Below are 22,342 nucleotides of genomic sequence, written 5' to 3' on the forward strand. Positions count from 1 at the left end.
CTACTAATCTATCAGTTTACCCATCAAGTAAACATCAATAAATTTCCCTTCTTCTATATATGCCCCACGCTCTTGGCGACCTTCAATTACAAAGCCATGCTTTTGATAAAGATGGACTGCAGCTTGATTACGAGTTTGGACAGTCAGTTGGAGACGACGCAGAATGCCACTTGCTTGTGCCCACTCTATCGCTTCTTCTAGCAAAAAACTTCCCAATCCATTATTCCAACATCTTTTTCCAATCACAATGAAGAGATCTCCAATATGGCGAACTCTCTGGCGCTGGTCAGCCGTAATATTTACAATACCAGCAATTTTATCATTCAGTAAGGCCAGTAAAGTGATTTGATTTTCCGAGTGAGCCTGTTTATCCAAAAATAACTCCATCTCAGTATCTGTCATCAAAATACCATCCCTGTCTAGACTGGTAAAGTCTGTTTCTACACTGACACGATTTAAAAATGATACTAAGGCAGCTGCATCTTTAGGCTCTGCTTCTCTAATGAGCAACTCATACTCCATGTTGAAGCTCCTCTAAGAGTTTTTCTGCACGCAAACCCTTGGCTTGGAAGTTTAATCTGCGACCGTCTTCTTCTTTTAGAATTTCCAATTCTAAATAAGTATCTGGCAAGGCATCACCTAAAAGATGTCCCCACTCGATAACAGTTACGCCACCACCAAAGAGAAACTCATCCAAGTCAATAGAATCAGCATCCCCCTCGATACGATAAACATCTAAATGGTAAAGTGGAAGACGACCTTCGTACTCTCTCACGATAGTATAAGTTGGACTCTTAATCATCTGAGAAATCTGTAATCCCTTAGCAAGGCCTTTTGTAAAGGTTGTTTTACCTGCACCCAGCTCTCCAGTTAAGATTAAAACATCATTCTTTTCTAATAAATGGCCCAAACGCTCCCCTAAGGATTGTAGCTCTTCTTCATTTTTTGTGTACATACCTCTATTATACCAAAAAGTTATTCTTTGTCGAGATATTATCTGTGAAGTCCAGATTATGAATTATGAGACTTGGGCTGGTTCTTGTTCTGATTTTAAAATAGGAACAGTAAAAAGAGAACTAATAATATATCTCTCATCAAATGGCTATAAAATGAAACTTCCCAACGAATAACTTTTGGCACCAACAATCCTAGAAAAAACATTCCCAAGGCAATATAAAATGTCATGGATAATATTGACCAAGGATTTTTGAGAACGATTAAAATAGCTAGTCCACTGATAAAACAGACTTGCTTTTTACCCAAAATCTTTTTCAAGGCATATAGATACTTCTGAATCGGTAGAAAGACTAACAAATCAATACCGAATAAGAAAAAGAAACTCGGTAGAAAGACTTCCACAAACTCTTCACCAGTTGCCCCTCCCGTAAGAACATATTCTATGATAATTAAAGCTAAACCTAAAACATTTACCAATAGCAACAGAGTATACAAGAGTTGTTTCTTATCTTCTTTAAAAACTGAATAATATTGATTTTGTTGTCCTTTATAGTAGTTTAGTCCTGCCCCAATACTCGCAAGTAGCAACATACCCACTAAATAATAAAAGCAGTTTTGATTTAACATCAAGGACCAAGTCGATAAACTTAAACAAGAACAGCCACCAAGTCCAAAAACCGTCAGTAATAACAAAACTTGAATTTGCTTTTTCATTCTTTCCATCATTTTCCCTCCCTTACTTGCTCTTATTATATGCTAGAAATCCTCACTTTTGCTAGAATATTTCTCAACTGTCAGTTTTCTACTCTAAAACGCAAAAAAAGTTTGATGCAAGCAACCCTTACATCAAACTTTTTGCTATTTACCCTCAAACCAAAGAGCAATTTCTCGCTTAGCTGACTCTTCTGAATCTGAACCATGTACAACATTTTGGATAACCTCATTTTCTCCAGCAGCTTTTGCAAAATCACCTCGAATAGTTCCTGGTAAAGCTTCTTCTGGACGAGTTGCCCCCATCATGGTCCGCCAAGTTTCGATTACTTTGGGACCAGAGATAACGCCTACAAGAATCGGTCCTGAAGTCATGAATTCACGAATCGGTGGGTAAAAACTCTGACCAACCAAGTCCTGATAGTGCTGGTCAATCAACTCTTCTGAAACCTGTGAACGCAACTCCAATTTTTCGATTGTAAAGCCACGCTGTTCGATGCGTTTCAACACTTCACCTACTAATCCTCTTTTTACACCATCTGGTTTAATGATAAAGAATGTTTGTTCCATACTTGTCTCCTTTGTCAGATTCTTTCTTTTATTTTACCACATTTCATGGAAAAATGGAGAAAGTTTTCAGAAAAGAGAAAGAGAACCCGAAGGTTCTCCATTCTCTTTTATTCTACTGTTTCTTCCACAGTTTCAACGGCAGTATCTACAACTACTTCTGTTGTTTCTTCGTTTCCTTCTTCCTCTACTGGAGGATTAAGGTATTCTTCTTCGTTGATAGCATGTGGTTCAAGGTTACGGTAACGTGCCATACCAGTACCTGCTGGGATAATCTTACCGATGATAACATTTTCCTTAAGTCCAAGGAGATGGTCTTTCTTACCACGGATAGCTGCGTCAGTGAGGACACGAGTTGTTTCCTGGAAGGAAGCCGCTGACAAGAAACTATTTGTTTCAAGTGAGGCTTTGGTAATTCCCATAAGAACTGGGCGACCTGTCGCTGGAACTCCACCTGCGACAAGGACATCTTTATTGGCATCTGTAAAGTCATTGATATCCATGAGGGTACCCATGAGAAGATCTGTGTCACCTGGATCCATGACACGGACTTTACGGATCATTTGACGAACCATTACCTCGATGTGTTTGTCACCGATTTCTACCCCTTGGCTACGGTAAACTTTTTGTACTTCACCAAGAAGGTAAGTTTCAACTGACAAGACATCACGAACTGCAAGGAGACGTTTTGGTTGGATAGAACCTTCTGTAAGAGCAGCACCACGCGCTACTTGGTCTCCAACTTCTACACGCATACGAGCTGTAAATGGAACAACATATTCGCCTTCGCCAGTTTCACCCTTAACAAAGACTTTCTTGGTACGAGTTGAAGCGTCTTCTTCGATAGCAGTAACTTGTCCTTTAACCTCTGTGATAACCGCTTCCCCTTTAGGATTGCGGGCTTCAAAGATTTCTTGGACACGAGGAAGACCCTGAGTGATATCGGTATTTGAGGCAACCCCACCCGTGTGGAAGGTACGCATTGTAAGCTGTGTACCAGGTTCCCCGATAGATTGGGCAGCGATTGTACCAACTGCTTCACCAACTTCAACCGCATCACCAGTCGCCAAGTTGATACCATAACAGTGACGGCAGACACCGTGACGAGTGTTACATGTAAATACAGAGCGGATAGTGACTTCTTCCACACCAGCATTGACAATTTCACGCGCCTTGTCTTCTGTAATCAACTCATTTGGACCAATAATCACTGCACCAGTTTCTGGATGTTTAACAGTTTTCTTAGTGTAACGACCATTGAGACGCTCTTCGAGAGATTCAATCATCTCTTTTCCTTCTGCGATAGAGCGGATCAAGAGACCACGGTCAGTTCCACAGTCGTCCTCACGGATGATAACGTCTTGGGCAACGTCAACCAAACGACGAGTCAAGTAACCTGAGTCGGCTGTCTTAAGGGCCGTATCGGTCATACCTTTACGGGCACCGTGAGTTGAGAAGAACATTTCGAGTACTGACAAACCTTCGCGGAAGTTTGAAAGGATTGGCAATTCCATGATACGTCCGTTCGGAGCAGCCATCAGACCACGCATACCGGCAAGCTGTGAGAAGTTTGAGATGTTACCACGGGCTCCAGAGTCCATCATCATAACGATTGGATTCTTAGGATCTTGGTTGGCAATCAAGCGTTTCTCAAGTTTTTCACGAGCAGCACGCCATTCAGCTGTAACGGCATTGTAACGCTCGTCGTCTGTGATCATACCACGACGGAATTGTTTTGTGATTTGTTCTACACGTTTGTGTGATTCTTCAATGATTTCAGCCTTGTCATCAACGACTGGGATATCGGCAATCCCCACTGTCAATCCTGCAAGAGTTGAGTGGTGGTAACCAAGGTTCTTCATACGGTCAAGTAGGGCAGAAGTTTCTGTCGTACGGAAACGTTTGAAGATTTCAGCGATGATATTTCCAAGGTTTTTCTTCTTGAATGGAGGGTTGAGTTCAAGTTTGCTGATTGCTTCCTTGATATCTCCACCAAGTGGCAAGAAGTATTTAGCTGGAACGCCTTCTATCAAGTTGGCATTGTTTGGTTCTTGCAAGTATGGTAGACCCTCTGGCATGATGTCATTGAAGAGGATTTTACCAACTGTTGTAAGCAAGACCTTGTGTTTTTGCTCTTCTGTCCATGGTTTGTTGAGACTGTCAGTTGCAATACCTACACGTGAATGAAGGTGAACATAACCATTACGGTAAGCCATAACAGCTTCGTCACGGTCTTTGAAGACCATTCCTTCACCTTCACGACCAGCTTCTTCCATAGTCAAGTAGTAGTTACCCAAAACCATATCCTGTGATGGAGTAACAACTGGTTTACCATCTTTCGGGTTCAAGATGTGCTCAGCAGCGAGCATGAGGATACGCGCTTCTGCTTGGGCTTCTTCTGAAAGTGGTACGTGGATGGCCATTTGGTCCCCGTCAAAGTCGGCATTGTAGGCTTCACAGACAAGTGGGTGCAAGCGAAGGGCCTTACCATCAATCAAGACTGGCTCGAAGGCTTGGATACCCAAACGGTGAAGGGTCGGTGCGCGGTTAAGAAGTACTGGGTGTTCTTTGATCACTTCTTCAAGAATATCCCAGATACGCTCATCTCCGCGTTCCACCAAGCGTTTAGCTGCTTTGACGTTTTGCACGATATCACGCGCAACGATTTCACGCATGACAAATGGTTTAAAGAGCTCGATCGCCATTTCACGTGGTACACCACATTGGTACATCTTAAGAGTTGGACCAACGGCGATAACAGAACGTCCTGAGAAGTCAACACGTTTACCGAGCAAGTTTTGACGGAAGCGTCCTTGTTTACCTTTAAGCATGTGGCTCAATGATTTCAGTGGACGGCTACCTGGTCCTGTGATTGGACGACCACGACGACCATTGTCAATCAAAGCGTCAACCGCTTCTTGAAGCATACGCTTCTCATTTTGAACGATAATACCTGGTGCATTCAACTCAAGCAAACGAGCCAAACGGTTGTTACGGTTGATAACACGGCGGTAAAGGTCATTCAAGTCAGATGAGGCAAAACGGCCACCATCCAACTGCAACATTGGACGAAGATCTGGTGGAATAACCGGAAGGATGTTGAGAATCATCCATTCAGGTTTGTTTCCAGACTTGTAAAAGGCATCCAAAACATCCAAACGACGGATGGCTTTAACACGTTTTTGTCCAGTAGCTGTTTTCAACTCTTCTTTGAGTTCAGCAATTTCTTTTTCAAGATCTACTTGTTTCAAGAGGTCTTGGATAGCTTCGGCACCCATCTTGGCAACGAATGATCCATAACCATACTCACGCAAGCGCTCACGGTATTCGCGCTCTGTCATGATAGACTTGTGCTCAAGTGGTGTATCCTTAGGATCAATCACCACATAAGCCGCAAAGTAGATAACTTCCTCGAGGGCACGAGGGCTCATATCAAGGGTCAAGCCCATACGGCTTGGAATCCCCTTGAAGTACCAGATGTGAGATACAGGAGCTTTCAATTCGATATGTCCCATACGCTCACGACGAACTTTCGTACGCGTTACTTCAACCCCGCAGCGGTCACAAACAATCCCTCTGTAACGAATGCGTTTGTACTTACCACAAGCACATTCCCAGTCTTTTGTAGGACCAAAGATAACTTCATCAAAGAGTCCTTCACGTTCTGGTTTCAAGGTACGGTAATTGATTGTTTCAGGTTTTTTGACTTCTCCATAAGACCATGAACGGACTTTGCTTGGAGAAGCTAGGGTGATTTGCATACTTTTAAAACGATTTACATCAACCACTATTTCTTCCCTTTCTATTCTAAGTGAACTGCTTATTCTTGTTCAGCAGCTTCTTCTGTTGCTTCCGCTTTTGTTGCTTTCTCAGCTTCTTCAGCTTCAAAGGCTGCTTTAGCCTCTTGGGCTGCTTTTTCGCGGGCTTTTTCAAGGTCATCTACGTGGATGACATCTTCGTCCATTCCTTCATCCAAGTCGCGAAGTTCCACTTCTTGGTCATCTTCGTCAAGGACACGCATGTCAAGACCAAGAGATTGCAATTCTTTGACAAGAACTCGGAAGGATTCTGGAACACCTGGTTTTGGAATTGGTTTTCCTTTTGTAATGGCTTCATATGCTTTCAAACGTCCGTTGATATCGTCAGACTTGTAAGTCAAGATTTCTTGAAGGACATTTGATGCACCGTAGGCTTCAAGAGCCCAAACCTCCATCTCACCAAAACGTTGTCCACCAAACTGAGCTTTACCTCCGAGTGGTTGTTGGGTAACAGTTGAGTAAGGTCCGACTGAACGAGCGTGCAATTTATCGTCAACCATGTGGTGGAGTTTGATCATGTACATGACACCAACTGACACACGGTTATCAAATGGCTCACCAGTACGTCCATCGTAAAGGATTGTCTTGGCATCGCTATCCATACCTGCCTCTTTAACGGTTGACCAAAGATCTTCAGAACTTGCTCCGTCAAAGACTGGTGTCGCGATGTGGATACCAAGAGTACGAGCCGCCATACCAAGGTGAAGTTCCATAACCTGTCCGATATTCATACGTGATGGCACCCCAAGTGGGTTCAACATGATATCGACTGGAGTTCCGTCTGGAAGATAAGGCATATCTTCTACAGGAACGATACGAGAGACAACCCCTTTGTTTCCGTGACGTCCGGCCATCTTATCTCCGACCTTGATCTTACGTTTTTGAGCGATGTAGACACGAACCAGCATGTTGACACCTGATTGCAACTCATCTCCATTTGCACGTGTAAAAATCTTAACATCACGAACGACACCATCGGCACCGTGTGGTACACGAAGAGAAGTATCACGTACTTCACGAGATTTGTCTCCGAAGATAGCGTGCAAGAGGCGTTCTTCAGCTGAAAGGTCTTTCTCACCCTTAGGTGTTACTTTACCTACAAGGATATCGCCTTCTTTAACCTCAGCACCGATACGGATAATCCCCATTTCGTCAAGGTCTTTAAGGGCATCTTCACCAACGTTTGGAATTTCACGAGTAATTTCTTCAGGCCCAAGCTTTGTATCACGCGTTTCTGATTCATATTCTTCAAGGTGAACAGATGTATAAACATCGTCTTTCACCAAGCGTTCGCTCATGATAACGGCATCCTCGAAGTTGTAACCTTCCCAAGTCATGTAGGCAACGATTGGGTTTTGTCCAAGCGCCATTTCTCCATTTTCCATAGAAGGTCCGTCAGCAATGAAGTCGCCTTTTTCAACAACATCGCCAACTTTTACGAGAGTACGTTGGTTGTAAGCAGTACCTGAGTTTGAACGACGGAATTTTTGGATGTGGTAAACGTCCAATGAACCATCTTCACGACGAACTTCTACCTTGTCAGCATCTGCGTAAGTAACTTTACCATCATACTGAGCAATCACAGCGGCTCCAGAGTCGTGGGCTGCTTGGTATTCCATACCAGTACCAACGTAAGGTGCCTGAGGATTGATCAATGGCACAGCCTGACGTTGCATGTTGGCTCCCATGAGGGCACGGTTGGAGTCATCGTTTTCCAAGAAAGGAATACATGCTGTCGCAACGGCAACTACCTGTTTTGGTGAAACGTCCATGTAGTCAACAATATTCGCTGGATACTCTTGGTTGACCCCTTGGTGACGTCCCATAACAACTTTCTCAGCAAAAGTTCCATCTTCGTTAAGACGAGAGTTAGCCTGCGCTACAGTGAATTCATCTTCTTCATCGGCTGTCAACCAAACGATTTCATTCGTAACAACACCTGTTTCACGGTCAACCTTACGGTATGGTGTTTGAACAAAACCATATTTGTTCAAGTGTCCGTATGATGACAAGTTGTTAATCAAACCGATGTTAGGTCCTTCAGGTGTCTCGATTGGACACATACGACCGTAGTGAGTGTAATGCACGTCACGTACTTCATATCCAGCACGGTCACGTGTCAAACCACCAGGTCCTAAGGCTGACAAACGACGTTTGTGAGACAACTCAGAAAGCGGATTGTGTTGGTCCATGAACTGTGACAACTGTGAAGAACCAAAGAATTCTTTAACTGCTGCTGTTACAGGACGGATATTGATAATTTGTTGTGGTGTCAAGACTTCGTTGTCTTGAACAGACATACGTTCACGGACATTACGTTCCATACGAGAAAGTCCAAGACGTACTTGGTTAGCAAGCAATTCCCCAACCGCACGGATACGACGGTTACCAAGGTGGTCGATATCATCAACACGACCTAGTCCTTCAGCCAAGTTGAGGAAGTAGCTCATTTCAGCAAGGATATCTGCAGGAGTGACGATACGAACCTTGTCATCTGGGTTAGCATTACCAATGATCGTTACAACACGATCTGGATCCGTTGGTGCAACAACTTTGAATTTTTGAAGAACAACTGGCTCAGTCACAACAGCTGCATCATTTGGAATGTAAACAATCTTGTTCAAATCACCATCCAAATGGCTTTCGATGCTTTCAATCACACTACGAGTCATGATTGTCCCAGCTTCTACCAAGATTTCACCTGTTTCAGGGTCTACCAATGGTTCAGCAATTGTTTGGTTAAGCAAGCGTGTTTTAACATTGAGTTTTTTATTGATCTTGTAGCGACCAACTGCTGCCAAGTCATAGCGACGTGGATCAAAGAAACGAGCTACAAGCAAGCTACGTGAGCTTTCAGCAGTCTTAGGTTCACCTGGACGAAGGCGTTCGTAAATTTCCTTCAAGGCTTCGTCTGTACGAGAGTCCATTGGATTCTTGTGGATATCTTTTTCAACAGTGTTGCGAACCAATTCGCTATCACCAAAGATATCAAAGATTTCATCATCACCTGAGAAACCAAGAGCACGAACCAAGGTTGTAAATGGAATCTTACGCGTACGGTCGATACGAGTGTAGGCAATATCTTTTGAGTCGCTTTCAAGTTCCAACCAAGCTCCACGGTTAGGGATAACAGTTGAACCGTAACCCACTTTACCATTTTTATCAACTTTGTCGTTGAAGTAAACACCTGGTGAGCGGACCAACTGAGATACGATAATACGTTCACCACCATTGATGATGAAAGTACCCATTTCTGTCATGATTGGGAAATCACCAAAGAAAACTTCTTGAGTTTTGATTTCGCCTGTTTCTTTATTGATCAAGCGGAAAGTTACAAAAATTGGTGCTGAGTAGCTAGCATCGTGGATACGAGCTTCTTCTAGCGTGTATTTTGGTTCCTTGATTTCATATCCAACAAATTCCAACTCCATCGTGTCTGTGAAGTTTGAAATTGGCAATACATCTTCAAATACTTCCTTAAGACCGTGGTCTAGGAAAGCTTTGAATGAATCAGTTTGAATTTCAATCAAATTTGGTAAGTCAAGAACTTCTTTGATTCTTGAAAAACTACGACGGGTACGATGTTTCCCGTATTGAACGTCATGTCCTGCCAAGATGATTCTCCTTTGTAAATAAGTTCCAAGCCTTGTCAATCAGGCTTTTCTAATCGTCATATGGTTTTAAAAACCCCTATCACCGTGTCCTTTGGGCGAATTTTCAGAATCTTTAAGTCTTTGTTACAAATGCTCAAAATCATGAAAAAAAGCACAAAAAGAGCAGCTAAATCTGACTTTTTCAGAAGATTTAACTGCTGTGAGCCTTGTCTGGACAATATTTCAGACAAAACCTACGACAAATGATTACTCATATTATACCCTATTTAGCTAGATTTTTCAAGGGAATCTGTAGATTTTTGGTAAATTTTTTCCTATAAAAAATTGAATTCAACTATTACTTTGCAAATTTCATTTTCAGTTTAATAGTCCAATAAAAATATAGCAAATTCAGATTCTCCTATTTTATCCTAGGCTGTTTTTCTTGACTTTACTAGGTTTTTCTTTTAATATATATGTATAAATATATAGGGAGGTTTATTATGGATATTTTGCTTTCTGAAACAGAACAGAATTTGCTAGTGTTACTGGAAGAATTAATCAAGCACCATGATTGGATAGAACTTCCAGTCTTGGCTGAGAATCTGAATTTTTCAATAGAAGAATTGCAAGAACACCTTTCTAGGCTCGAGCAATTATTCCCAAACCTCCTTATTCGATCAACAAAAGAAGGCATTCAGTTGCAGTTTGACTTTCAAAACACCTTGGATCCTCGGATTGCAATCTTTGAACAATCTACAACCTACTCTTTTTTGCACCGTCTATTTTTTAAAGAGGGACAAGGACTTGAGCAACTGTGTCAGGCACTTTCGACTAATCCAGAGCAGATTGAGGAAATCATCCAGTATCTAAATACTAAACTCCCACAACATTATGACATCAAAGTCCAACTTTCTCCTTTAGGCATGGAGGGAGCAGAAGAAGACATTCGCGCCTTTTATCTGGACTACTTTATCCAAAGTTACACCTTTCTTGATTGGCCCTTCCCTTTTATTTCTGAAGAGGCACTCACTCAGCTGATTCAGCTATTTTTAAAGGCCCAACAAGTTTCACCCAACCTCAGTAGCTTACGGCAAATCAAATATACCCTGGCTATCAATCTAGAGCGATTCAATAAGGGACGTTTCATTGAAAATCCTAGTCCGCTCTTAACCAGTCATTACAGTTCCCTCATACAAATTCCCCAGTTTGAACAAGATATCAAAAAACTGGCTAAAAAACTCGATTTTGAAGCTACAAAGGAGACACTGGAACAGCTATTTTCAAACCCAATCAAATCTCATCAAATTACAAACAAGCCTAGTAATGGAGCTTTAGGAGACATTCATCAGATTCAAAAATCTTATCGTTTATTGAGTCAAATCTTAGAAGAGTTAGCTAAAGAATTTCATCTGCAGATTGAAAATCGCGAGGAATTGATTTGGCTCCTCCACTATACTGCCCAATCTGATTTCTTCCATCTACTCAGTGACCAGTCTCTTGACAAACAGAGATTCCTGATTTTAAGCAATTATCAAGCAGAATTTCCAAAACTATTTGAAGTAAGTCAACACAAATTCCAATCTTACCTTACTGAAATGGGACTCGAAAGTCACTCCATTAAGCTACAAGAACTTGTCTACACCTTTTCGATTCAAGGGCGACGTATTTTAGTCCAATTACTTCAAAAACTTCCCAAAATACGTGTTTTAGTCATTGGTCATCTGGATAGCCATCATGCACAAAACCTTATCGACACCCTAACTCACTACGGCAATAATCTCTATCTATTTGATTCTTGGGAAGAATCTGCTATTTCTTTCTCAAGTCTCAATCAAATCCCTCACGATATTGTGATCACTACCTTTCCTGTTTCCAATTGTCCGAAACCCATTATTTGTAGTCGGAATCTTTCTACTGCAGAACTATTTCACCACCTCCACCTGCTGGCTTCTCAAATTCATAAAGAAAGACTGGCTGAATCGTAACAAAATTTGTTACGATTTTTTCTTTTAGTTCAATTTTAGGAAAACGCTTGCATCTTATTTTACTAAGTGCTATACTGATAAAGAAATTCATTTATAGGAGAATAATTATGAAAAGAACAACTTCTCAAACTGAGAAAAAAATGGTCTACAGCATCCGTTCCCTCAAGAATGGAACTGGTTCTGTCCTTATCGGCGCAAGCTTTGTCCTACTTGCCATGGCTACACCAACTATCTCAGCCAACGAAAATACACCAACCACTAATGCAAGTAATAGTGAAACTACTACTGCCCTTGTCCAACCTCTTACTGATACAACAGCCAGCACTGGTAAGCAAGAAAGTGATCTTTCTGTACCTAAAAATGCAAACGCTTCCCTAGAGAAAAAAGAAGAAAAACCTGCAACAGAGACATTTAGTCCTGCTGCAAGTCCAGCTGATTCAGCACCACAAACTGGACAAGATCGTTCAAGTGAGCCAACGACTTCTACTAGTCCAGTAACGACTGAAACTAAAGCGGAAGAGCCAATCGAAGACAACTACTTCCGTATCCACGTCAAAAAACTTCCTGAAGAAAACAAGGATGCTCAAGGACTATGGACTTGGGACGATGTTGAAAAACCTTCTGAAAACTGGCCTAACGGTGCCTTGTCCTTTAAAGACGCCAAAAAAGATGACTACGGCTACTACCTAGATGTCAAATTAAAGGGAGAGCAAGCCAAGAAAATTAGCTTCCTTATCAATAATGCAGCTGGAAAAAATCTAACTGGCGATAAATCGGCCGAAAAACTAGTTCCAAAAATGAACGAGGCTTGGTTGGACCAAGATTACAAGGTTTTCTCTTACGAACCACAACCTGCAGGGACTGTTCGCGTCAACTACTACCGTACAGATGGCAACTATGATAAGAAATCTCTTTGGTACTGGGGAGATGTGAAAAATCCAAGTAGCGCTCAATGGCCTGACGGAACAGACTTTACAGCTACAGGAAAATACGGTCGCTATATTGACATTCCTCTTAAGGATGCCGCAAAAGAATTCGGCTTTTTATTACTAGATGAGAGCAAACAAGGAGACGACGTGAAAATCCGTAAAGAAGATTATAAGTTCACAGATTTGAAAAACCATAGCCAAATTTTCCTAAAAGACGATGATGAATCGATTTACACAAATCCATACTATGTCCATGATATCCGTATGACAGGGGCTCAGCACGTAGGCACTTCTAGCATTGAGAGTAGTTTTTCAACACTGGTCGGTGCCAAAAAAGAAGATATTCTCAAGCACTCCAATATCACTAATCACCTAGGAAACAAGGTAACTATCACCGATGTCGCAATCGATGAAGCTGGCAAGAAAGTGACTTACAGCGGAGATTTCTCGGACACAAAACATCCCTATACTGTTAGCTACAATTCCGACCAATTCACTACCAAAACAAGCTGGCGACTTAAAGATGAGACATACAGTTATGATGGCAAACTTGGAGCTGACCTAAAAGAAGAAGGAAAACAAGTTGATTTAACCCTTTGGTCACCAAGTGCTGATAAGGTTTCTGTTGTTGTCTACGACAAGAATGACCCTGAAAAAGTGGTTGGAACTGTCGCTCTTGAAAAAGGGGAAAGAGGAACTTGGAAACAAACTCTAGATGGCACAAACAAACTAGGCATCACGGATTTCACTGGCTACTATTATCAATACCAAATCGAGCGTCAAGGTAAAACTGTTCTTGCACTCGATCCTTACGCTAAATCCCTCGCTGCTTGGAATAGTGACGATGCCAAGATTGACGATGCCCATAAAGTGGCTAAAGCCGCCTTTGTAAATCCAGCTAAACTAGGACCTCAAGACTTGACTTATGGTAAGATTCACAATTTCAAGACTCGTGAAGATGCCGTTATCTACGAAGCTCATGTGCGCGACTTCACTTCAGATCCTGCCATTGCAAAAGACTTGACCAAACCATTTGGTACCTTTGAAGCCTTCATTGAAAAACTAGACTACCTCAAAGACTTGGGTGTAACCCACATCCAGCTCCTTCCAGTCTTGTCTTACTACTTTGTCAATGAATTGAAAAATCATGAACGCTTGTCTGACTATGCTTCAAGCAACAGCAATTACAACTGGGGATATGACCCTCAAAATTACTTCTCCTTGACTGGTATGTACTCAAGCGATCCTAAGAATCCAGAAAAACGAATCGCAGAATTCAAAAACCTCATCAATGAAATCCACAAACGTGGCATGGGAGCTATCCTGGACGTAGTTTACAACCATACAGCCAAAGTCGATATCTTTGAAGATTTAGAACCAAACTACTACCACTTTATGGATGCTGATGGTACACCTCGCACTAGCTTTGGTGGTGGACGTTTGGGAACAACCCATCATATGACCAAACGACTCCTAGTTGACTCTATCAAATATCTAGTTGATACCTACAAAGTGGATGGATTCCGCTTCGATATGATGGGAGACCATGATGCAGCTTCTATCGAAGAAGCTTACAAGGCCGCACGCGCCCTCAATCCAAACCTAATCATGCTTGGTGAAGGTTGGAGAACCTATGCTGGTGATGAGAACATGCCTACTAAAGCTGCTGATCAAGATTGGATGAAACATACCGATACTGTCGCTGTCTTTTCAGATGACATCCGTAACAACCTCAAATCTGGTTATCCAAACGAAGGTCAACCTGCCTTTATCACAGGTGGCAAGCGTGATATCAACACTATCTTCAAAAATCTCATTGCTCAACCAACCAACTTTGAAGCAGACAGTCCTGGAGATGTCATCCAATACATCGCAGCACATGATAACTTGACCCTCTTTGACATCATCGCTCAGTCTATTAAAAAAGACCCCAGCAAGGCTGAAAACTATACTGAAATCCACCGTCGTTTGCGACTTGGAAACCTCATGGTCTTGACAGCTCAAGGAACTCCATTTATCCACTCTGGTCAGGAATACGGACGTACTAAACAATTCCGTGACCCAGCCTACAAGACTCCCGTCGCAGAAAACAAGGTTCCAAACAAATCTCACTTATTGCGTGATAAGAACGGCAATCCATTTGACTATCCTTACTTCATCCATGACTCTTACGATTCTAGCGATGCTGTCAACAAATTTGACTGGACTAAAGCTACAGATAGAAAAGCATATCCTGAAAATGTCAAGAGTCGTGACTATATGAAAGGGTTGATTGCCCTTCGTCAATCTACAGATGCCTTCCGACTTAAGAGTCTTAAAGATATCAAGGACCGTGTCCACCTCATCACTGTCCCAGGCCAAAATGGTGTAGAAAAAGAGGACGTAGTGATTGGCTACCAAATCACTGCTCCAAACGGAGATATCTACGCAGTCTTTGTCAATGCGGACGAAAAAGCTCGCGAATTTAATTTTGGAACTGCCTTTGCACATCTAAGAAATGCTGAAGTTTTGGCAGATGAAAACCAAGCAGGACCAGTTGGAATTGCCAACCCGAAAGGACTTGAATGGACTGAAAAAGGCTTGAAATTGAATGCCCTTACAGCTACTGTTCTTCGAGTCTCTCAAAGCCGTCCAGCTATGGAAGATAAACCAAAATCTGACCTTCCGAATTCTAGACAAGAACAAGAACAAGGTCAAGAGCACAGTACAAGTAATATTCCAAACCGAGTAGTCAAACCGGAACATCAAGATCCAGCTCCACAAACTAAACCTGATTCTGCAAAACCAGATGAAAAAGTAGCTGATGCAGAAGATAAACCTAGCCAAGCTACAACTGATTCACAAGCTGAACAACCAGCACAAGAAGCACAAGCATCATCTGTAAAAGAGGCGGTTCAAAACGAATCAGTAGAAAACTCTAGCAAGGATAATACTCCTGCACCCCTAGCTAAACAAGCTGAACTTCCAAATACAGGAACCAAAAACGATCACAAACTCCTGTTTGCAGGAATCAGCATTCTTGCCCTTCTAGGTCTCGGGTTCTTACTGAAAAACAAAAAAGAGAACTAAACTAGCCCTCCTATAGAACAATCCCCCAAGCCTTAACGCTCGGGGGATTGATTTTTAGTCTGCTAAGCCTATCTATCAAATCATATATTCTACACTATAGGTCGCATCCGAAAGTATTCGTGCCAAAAATTGCTTGGTTCGTTCTTCTTTTGGACGACTGAAGAAATCATGGGCATTATTTTCTTCAACAATTTTCCCGCCATCCATAAAAATGACATGATTAGCTACATCTCTAGCAAATCCCATCTCATGCGTCACTACTACCATAGTAACTCCTTCTTTAGCTAACTGTTTTAAAACATCCAAAACATCCCCTACCAACTCTGGATCCAAGGCCGATGTTGGCTCATCCAACAAAATGACCTCTGGTTTCACAGCGATAGCACGCGCAATGCCGATTCGTTGTTGCTGACCTCCAGAAAGCTGAGAGGGATAGTAATCCTTATAAGCTAGTAAACCAACTTTTTCTAAGGCAGCTTCCGCACGCTTGGTTGCTTCTTCCTTAGGAATTTTCCGAGCAATCACCAAGCCCTCTAAAATATTTTCCAAGGCCGTTTTATTAGCAAATAAATTATAATGTTGGAAAACAAAAGCGGTCTTTTGGCGAATTTCTAAAATGTCTTTTTTAGTCAATTTGCCAAGGTCGTAGTCTTTGCCAGCAAGCTTCAAAGAACCACTATCAGCCTTTTCTAAATGATTGAGACATCTGAGAAAAGTCGTTTTACCTGATCCAGATGGCCCCAAGATTACAACCACATCCCCTTGGTTGACCTTGAGATTAACATCTTCTAAGACTTGTCTGTCTCCAAATTTTTTTGCAACATGTTCTACTTGTAACATTGTATCCTCCTATGCTAAACCTGCAGTGGACGCTACTTGTCTCTGTTCTCTTCGAATATAGCGTTTCTCTAAGAGTGAAAAGCCCCATTGAATCAATCCGCAAATAAGAATGTACTGTAAAAAGATAACAAAGTATGATTCAAAATACTGATAACCATAAGACGCTTCAACACGGGCAATAGCTGTAATATCCTTAATGGTCATAACAAAGACCAAAGAGGTCCCTTTTACAATATTTATGACTAAATTAGCCAAATTGGGCAGGGCTGAACGCAAGGCCTGTGGAAAAACAATCCTCACATAGGCTTGTCTAGTGCTTAAACCAATCGCTTGTGCAGCTTCTAATTGTCCCTTATCCACAGTCAAAATAGCCGAACGTAAGATTTCTGATAAACTACCTGTTGTCATCAAACTATAGATAATAAAAGCATAATAGATCGGATTGAGTTTAAAGATATCAACATCACTTCCTATGCTTTTGAGAAATTGATTGAGCAAACTCGGAAACAAACTATAAAAGAAAAGAATCAGTAAAATTGGAGGTGTCGCTCTTATAAAAGCTAGATACACGAGGGAGAATGTTCGAACACCTTTCACTTTATATATTTGACCCAGCGCTAAAAACAAGGCTGGTACAAAACTTAAGACCATGGCAATAATCATGATGATCAAGGCAGTCGGTACCCCTTTTAAGGTCTCTAAAAAGGTTTTTGCAATATAGTCTAAATCCATATCCTATCTCCCTTTCGTTTCCAAAGATTTTTCCAACAAGCGACTCAAGAAGGAAACAGCCAAGGCCACACCCCAATAAAGAATGGCAACCGCTGTATAGGTTTCAAGAGAGTAATTCCCCAAATTGCGACTAATTAAGAGATTGCCAGCCCCCATGACATCTACAAAACCAATCGTATAAGCTAGGGCAGCGTCTCGCATCAAATTTAGAATAGCGGTCGTCATATTTGGAAGGGCCACTTGAAAAGCCTGAGGAAAAATGATTCTCCAGAATGTCTGACTAGGTGTCAGACCAATACTGACTCCAGCTTCCATCTGACCTTTTGGAATTGCCTGATAGGAGGCCTTAAACACTTCTGCAATGATAGCCGCAAACAGCAAGACCATAGTAAATAATACGAAGACCGTTTTAGACCAGTTGTTGATATCTAAATTCAACCACCATTTTAAAAATTCAGGTAAACCATAAAAGACTAAAAATAGTAAAACAATCGGGGGAGTACATCGAAGAGTGAAAATATAGACCTTGGAAAGACCTGCAAAAGTCTTGTCTTCTCCCACTTGTGCCCAAGCCAGTAAGCCACCGAAAAGGGAACCAAGGATTGTAGTAAAAAAGAGAATGGACAAGGTCATAGGAAGAGCCTGCCATAAGGTAGGTAAAAATTTGAACACTCTTGAAAAATCATATGAAACCATGTAAACCTCTTTCTAACATGCCTGATTGTTATCTAATCTTTATCAACATAACTAAAGACATCTTCTTTAAAGTATTTTTGAGAAAGTTTAGCTAGAGTACCGTCTTCTTTTAATTCTTTAATCGCTTTTTCATATTCTTTAGCAAACTTCTCGCCCTTTTCATCACGGTGAATCAATGGATAGGTTGGGATTCCTTTATATGGGAACCAGCTAAGTTTATCCGCATATTGGTGGTAAGAACCATCCTCTGCTGTCACTGCTTTTTCAAAAGACAGCTTAATATCAAAGAAAGCATCATAACGTCCTTCTAAAACCCAAGCATAAGCATCTGCCACTTTGAAAGATTCAGCAGCTGTCAACTCAATTGGTGTATCCTTATGCTTCTCGTTATAACTATTGATGACATTCCACTGGGCATTTTGAGGAGAGATTGGTACTAATTTTCCTTTATTTTTAGCAAAATCATCAATATTCTTATATTTGCCTTCATCTTCTTTTCTAACAGTAAAACCAATAATGCTAGCACCTACTGGCTCAGATGGAATGATGAATTTTTTAGCCCTTTCATCTGTATACCAAGCACCTTTTGTCCCAATATCGTACTTGCCAGACTCAAGCCCAATCAAGAGATCATCATCACTAGTTCCTGTATACTCAAATTTATAATCTGCTAATTTCTCATCAACCGCCTTTAAAACAGCAACTTCATAACCATCTGATTCCCCTTTTTCGTCAATAAAATCATAAGGGACATAGTTTTGGGTATGGGCAACCTTTAAAGTTGTTACTTGTCCAGATGAAGCTGCATCTGCACCTTTAGCAGATGCTCCTGTCAAAGTTCTACCAATAATTGTTGCTCCAAGCACTGTCGCAACCGCAACTCCACCAATAATCCATGTTTTCTTACTCATATTCTTCTCCTTTATTTAGCTACTGCTTCTCTCACCCACTGGATACGTTCCACTGCAATATCGCTCGGAATGGTACAATCTGCTCCAAGTATGAGGCCATCTTTACCTGTTTCTTCTATCAAGCGTTTGGTTTCAGCTTGAATTTCTTCCTTACTGCCTCGATAGAGAAGTCCCTCTTTTCCATTTTCAAATCCTCCCAAAACAGTACGACCCTTGAAAATCTCACGACCTTCTTTTAGGCTGATACCTTCTGGTCCAACTGCCCAATTAAAAACATGAGCTGGATAGTCGGCAAAGATATGAATATCGTTTCGGGCTCCTTCATAGCCACAGATATGAAGGATATTTACCCCACCAACCGACTTAGCTGCATTTAAAACAGTCAGTTCACTCGGCGCAATAATCTCCTGATAGTCTTCAACAGAAACACGCGCATCCTGAATACTTTGCACACTGAGATAAATACCGTCTGCTCCTGCATCTTTAATAATAGCTTGACTCAAACTAGCGATATCTTGCGCAATCACATCAAGTACTTTTTTCAATTTCTGAGAATCTTGAACTAAGAAATCTGCAATGAGATCATCTCCACCAGACACTTCTCCAAGTAACCATTTGAGGTAGGTAACAGGCGCAAAAATATTGTAAATAGCAACAATATCTTCCGTAAACTCCTGCTTAATCTTCTTCACCAATTCTACTTGCTCTCTAATCCACGGATGATCTTGACCCAGAGGTTCAATCTCCGACAGCTCTTGGAGTGACTTTCCTTTACCGATAACTGGATTTGGATAAGCAAAATAGCCATCACTCATCAACTTGATAAAGTCGGGATTTAGTTCATGGATAAATTGTTTGTGACCTTGTATGTTCTTTTCAATAATCACAGGATTGGAAAATCCCTTTAACCATTCCTCTTCTGATGTAAAGTGGTGCCAAAAACCAACAGGCACACGATCGACTGCTTCTCCTCTAAATGCTTTTAAAACCCATTCTCTTTTTTCTGACATCTCTATTCTCCATTTCTTTCTTTTTCGACTAATAAAACACTGGCAATATCATTGGTTTGAATAAAGGGAAGACTTCCCTTCTGAAAATCCTGAATTCCATGACATCTTGGCCCTTCCTTACAATTCAGCCCCCTGCTAAGACTGATCGCAAGTAAGATGACAAAGCCGAGGACCATCCCTGCCAATAGCAACTTTTTTCTTTTCATAAGGCCCTCCTATTATAAAACAGCAGCCTGACGAATCCAGTCCAATCTTTCTAATTCAAAGTCATCTGGAACCGTGCAATCCGCTCCAAGAAGGACTCCTCTAGTCCCAGCTTCAGCCAACAAGCGTTTGGTTTCCTCTTGTAGTGCATCCTTTCTACCTCCATAAAGCAGGCTCTGCTTCCCATTTTCAAAACCACCCAAGACCGCTTTGCCATGAAATAGCTCCTGACCTTGAGGTAAACTGACTGCTTCATGGTGGGTTGCCCAATTGAAAACCTGGGCTGGATAATCTTTGAAAATAGTCACATTGTTACTGGCACCTTGGAAACCGCAGATATGCAGGATATTTATCCCACCTGCCTGATTGGCAGCTTCTAAAACCTTTACGTTGCTTGGCTCAATATAGGTCTGATACAATTCTGCTGTAATGCGTTCATCCTGAATTTCTTGTGTACTGAGGTAAATCCCATCTGCTCCACCATCCTGAATGATTGCCTTGGTTAGGATAGCGATATCCTCAGCTATCACATCTAAAATCTCCCTGAATAGCTCTGGATTTTCAAGTAATAGATCAGCAACCTCCTTATCACCTCTAGAAGTCTCTGTACGAAACCACCGTTTCAGGTAGGAAATTGGAGAAAAGATATTGTAGAATGAAGCAATCTCCTCAGTGAAGGTTGCTCGAATGGCTTGTACTACTTCTACTTGTTGCTGAATCCAAGGATGGTTTTCACCAATCGACTCAATAGAAGCCAGCTCCTGAATACTTGTAACAAAAGGACTATAGACATTACTCGGATAAATGAAAAATCCGTCACTCATCATTTTGACAAAATCAGGATGAATTCTTTCAACGTACTTCCGATGTCCCTCTACACTTTTTTGAAAGATACGTGGGTTATTTAAACCTTGCCCTTTTTCCTCCAGTGTTACAAAATGAAACCAAAAGCCTACAGGAACTCGTTCCACCTCTTCTCCTCGGATGGCTTTAAAAACTAGCTCTCTTTTACTTGTCATATTTTTCTCCTTCCATTTTGATTGAAACCATCTTACCACTCCTTTTTACCTTTTCCCAATATATATTGACTATCGACTTGATTGATATTGTTTATATCAATAACGAAAAAAATCTCTGGAAAGCTTGATTTTACTAGCTTTTCAGAGATTCTTTTCTGTTTATTGCTTTTTTAAAATAGTTGTTATATAGATTTTTTATCAACTTGATTAGGATTTTTTATTAAGCCTCTTTCATGGCAAAGTAAGCCCGGACTTTGGGTGCGACTTGAGTTCCAAAAAGTTCGATGGCTCTCAGGACTTGTTCATGCGGCATGGAACCAAGAGGTAAGTGCAACATAAAGCGATCCAAACCTAAATCCTCAATCATGCGAATCAATTTTTCTGCTACCTGATCAGGATTACCCACAAACATGGCTCCATTTGGTCCAACCTGCTCAAGGTATTGTTCATAACGCAATTCTTGCCAATGAGGACGGTCTTTGGAAATAGCATCCACTACTTGCTTGGTCGGATGGAAATAATCTTTTACCGCCTGCTCGCCATCCTCAGCAATCCAACCCCAAGAATGGGCTCCGACCTTTAGCTCATGACTTGCATGGCCCGCTTCACTCCCAATCTCACGATAAGCCTGAATCAATTTTTTAAAATAACGCGGATTGCCACCAATAATAGCATAGACAATCGGTAAGCCTGCCTGAGCAATCTTCACTGTTGATTCGACATGACCACCTGTCGCTATCCACAAGGGCAATTTGTCCTGAACTGGACGAGGATAAACTTCTTTGCCAGAAATTGTTTGGATCAATCGACCTTTCCAGTCTAGCTTGGTCTTTTCATTGACTAACTGAAGCAAGTCTAATTTCTCATCAAAGAGAACTTCGTAGTCTTTCAAGTCATAGCCAAACAAGGGAAATGACTCCGTAAAAGAGCCTCTCCCAGCCATAATCTCTGCTCGTCCATTTGACAAAGCATCGATAGTGGCATACTGTTGGAACAACCGAATGGGGTCCATACTCGAGAGAATGCTGACTGCACTGGTCAAACGGATTTTCTTGGTATTGACTGCCCCAGCTGCCAAAATAATCTCTGGGGCTGATACTGCAAAATCCTCTCGGTGGTGCTCACCAATCCCATACACATCCAAACCAACCTTATCAGCCAGTTCAATCTCCGCCACTAACTGACGAATGCGTTCAGCATGACTGTAAGTCTGTCCAGTTCCCTCAAGCTCCGTTGTTTCCCCAAATGTTGAAATTCCCAATTCTACCATGGTGATTCCCCCTGTCTATCTCTGTCCT

16 protein-coding genes are annotated in these 22,342 nt (G+C 41.5%); 2 read left to right on the forward strand and 14 right to left on the reverse strand.

Annotation, left to right across the window (positions count from 1 at the left end; translation table 11 throughout):
* Window positions 1-3 precede the first annotated feature (3 nt).
* The 6 genes from SK629_RS09545 to rpoB form a co-directional block, all read right to left on the reverse strand.
* Window positions 4-522, reverse strand: a complete 519-nt coding sequence (locus tag SK629_RS09545; RefSeq protein ID WP_042901676.1) for a GNAT family N-acetyltransferase — start codon at window positions 520-522, stop codon at window positions 4-6.
* On the reverse strand, window positions 512-955 hold the full coding sequence (gene tsaE, locus SK629_RS09550) for a tRNA (adenosine(37)-N6)-threonylcarbamoyltransferase complex ATPase subunit type 1 TsaE (protein ID WP_042901677.1): 444 nt from the start codon (window positions 953-955) through the stop codon (window positions 512-514). Before tsaE ends, SK629_RS09545 begins: the two co-directional genes overlap by 11 nt.
* 95 nt (window positions 956-1,050) lie before the next feature.
* A complete protein-coding gene (locus tag SK629_RS09555; RefSeq protein ID WP_235219625.1) occupies window positions 1,051-1,683 on the reverse strand; it encodes a competence protein in 633 nt (210 codons plus the stop codon).
* A 132-nt stretch (window positions 1,684-1,815) separates the two neighbouring features.
* Window positions 1,816-2,238, reverse strand: a complete 423-nt coding sequence (ndk, locus tag SK629_RS09560) for a nucleoside-diphosphate kinase (RefSeq protein ID WP_042901678.1) — start codon at window positions 2,236-2,238, stop codon at window positions 1,816-1,818.
* Between the two features lie 107 nt (window positions 2,239-2,345).
* Complete coding sequence (gene rpoC, locus SK629_RS09565; RefSeq protein WP_042901679.1) at window positions 2,346-6,023, reverse strand: DNA-directed RNA polymerase subunit beta'; 3,678 nt, start codon at window positions 6,021-6,023, stop codon at window positions 2,346-2,348.
* Window positions 6,024-6,055: 32 nt separating this feature from the next.
* The gene (gene rpoB, locus SK629_RS09570; protein WP_042901680.1) at window positions 6,056-9,667 is read right to left on the reverse strand and encodes a DNA-directed RNA polymerase subunit beta; all 3,612 of its coding nucleotides are present in this window, start codon (window positions 9,665-9,667) and stop codon (window positions 6,056-6,058) included.
* Between the two features lie 482 nt (window positions 9,668-10,149).
* Between rpoB and SK629_RS09575 the strand changes: the two genes are divergently transcribed.
* The gene (locus tag SK629_RS09575) at window positions 10,150-11,634 is read left to right on the forward strand and encodes a M protein trans-acting positive regulator PRD domain-containing protein (protein ID WP_042901681.1); all 1,485 of its coding nucleotides are present in this window, start codon (window positions 10,150-10,152) and stop codon (window positions 11,632-11,634) included.
* Window positions 11,635-11,741: 107 nt separating this feature from the next.
* A complete protein-coding gene (locus tag SK629_RS09580; RefSeq protein ID WP_042901682.1) occupies window positions 11,742-15,632 on the forward strand; it encodes a pullulanase in 3,891 nt (1,296 codons plus the stop codon).
* Between the two features lie 75 nt (window positions 15,633-15,707).
* Here the strand turns inward: SK629_RS09580 and SK629_RS09585 are convergent, their stop codons facing one another.
* From SK629_RS09585 to SK629_RS09620, 8 genes are all read right to left on the reverse strand, one after another.
* Window positions 15,708-16,472: an amino acid ABC transporter ATP-binding protein gene (locus SK629_RS09585; protein ID WP_042901683.1), complete on the reverse strand. Its 765-nt coding sequence runs from the start codon at window positions 16,470-16,472 to the stop codon at window positions 15,708-15,710.
* A 9-nt stretch (window positions 16,473-16,481) separates the two neighbouring features.
* Window positions 16,482-17,204, reverse strand: coding sequence for an amino acid ABC transporter permease (locus tag SK629_RS09590; RefSeq protein WP_042901684.1), 723 nt, complete (start codon window positions 17,202-17,204; stop codon window positions 16,482-16,484).
* A gap of 3 nt (window positions 17,205-17,207) precedes the next feature.
* Window positions 17,208-17,900 (reverse strand): amino acid ABC transporter permease, encoded by a 693-nt coding sequence (locus SK629_RS09595; protein ID WP_042901685.1) that lies wholly within the window; start codon window positions 17,898-17,900, stop codon window positions 17,208-17,210.
* A gap of 32 nt (window positions 17,901-17,932) precedes the next feature.
* Window positions 17,933-18,811 (reverse strand): transporter substrate-binding domain-containing protein, encoded by an 879-nt coding sequence (locus tag SK629_RS09600; protein WP_042901687.1) that lies wholly within the window; start codon window positions 18,809-18,811, stop codon window positions 17,933-17,935.
* Window positions 18,812-18,822: 11 nt separating this feature from the next.
* The gene (locus SK629_RS09605; protein WP_042901688.1) at window positions 18,823-19,821 is read right to left on the reverse strand and encodes a uroporphyrinogen decarboxylase family protein; all 999 of its coding nucleotides are present in this window, start codon (window positions 19,819-19,821) and stop codon (window positions 18,823-18,825) included.
* Window positions 19,822-19,823: 2 nt separating this feature from the next.
* On the reverse strand, window positions 19,824-20,027 hold the full coding sequence (locus SK629_RS09610; protein ID WP_042901690.1) for a hypothetical protein: 204 nt from the start codon (window positions 20,025-20,027) through the stop codon (window positions 19,824-19,826).
* 12 nt (window positions 20,028-20,039) lie between these two features.
* Window positions 20,040-21,044 (reverse strand): uroporphyrinogen decarboxylase family protein, encoded by a 1,005-nt coding sequence (locus tag SK629_RS09615; protein ID WP_042901691.1) that lies wholly within the window; start codon window positions 21,042-21,044, stop codon window positions 20,040-20,042.
* A 220-nt stretch (window positions 21,045-21,264) separates the two neighbouring features.
* Window positions 21,265-22,314: an LLM class flavin-dependent oxidoreductase gene (locus SK629_RS09620; RefSeq protein ID WP_042901692.1), complete on the reverse strand. Its 1,050-nt coding sequence runs from the start codon at window positions 22,312-22,314 to the stop codon at window positions 21,265-21,267.
* Window positions 22,315-22,342 lie beyond the last annotated feature (28 nt).

The sequence above is a fragment of the Streptococcus mitis genome, assembly GCF_000722695.1.
In the GTDB taxonomy this organism is placed as follows: domain Bacteria; phylum Bacillota; class Bacilli; order Lactobacillales; family Streptococcaceae; genus Streptococcus; species Streptococcus mitis_O.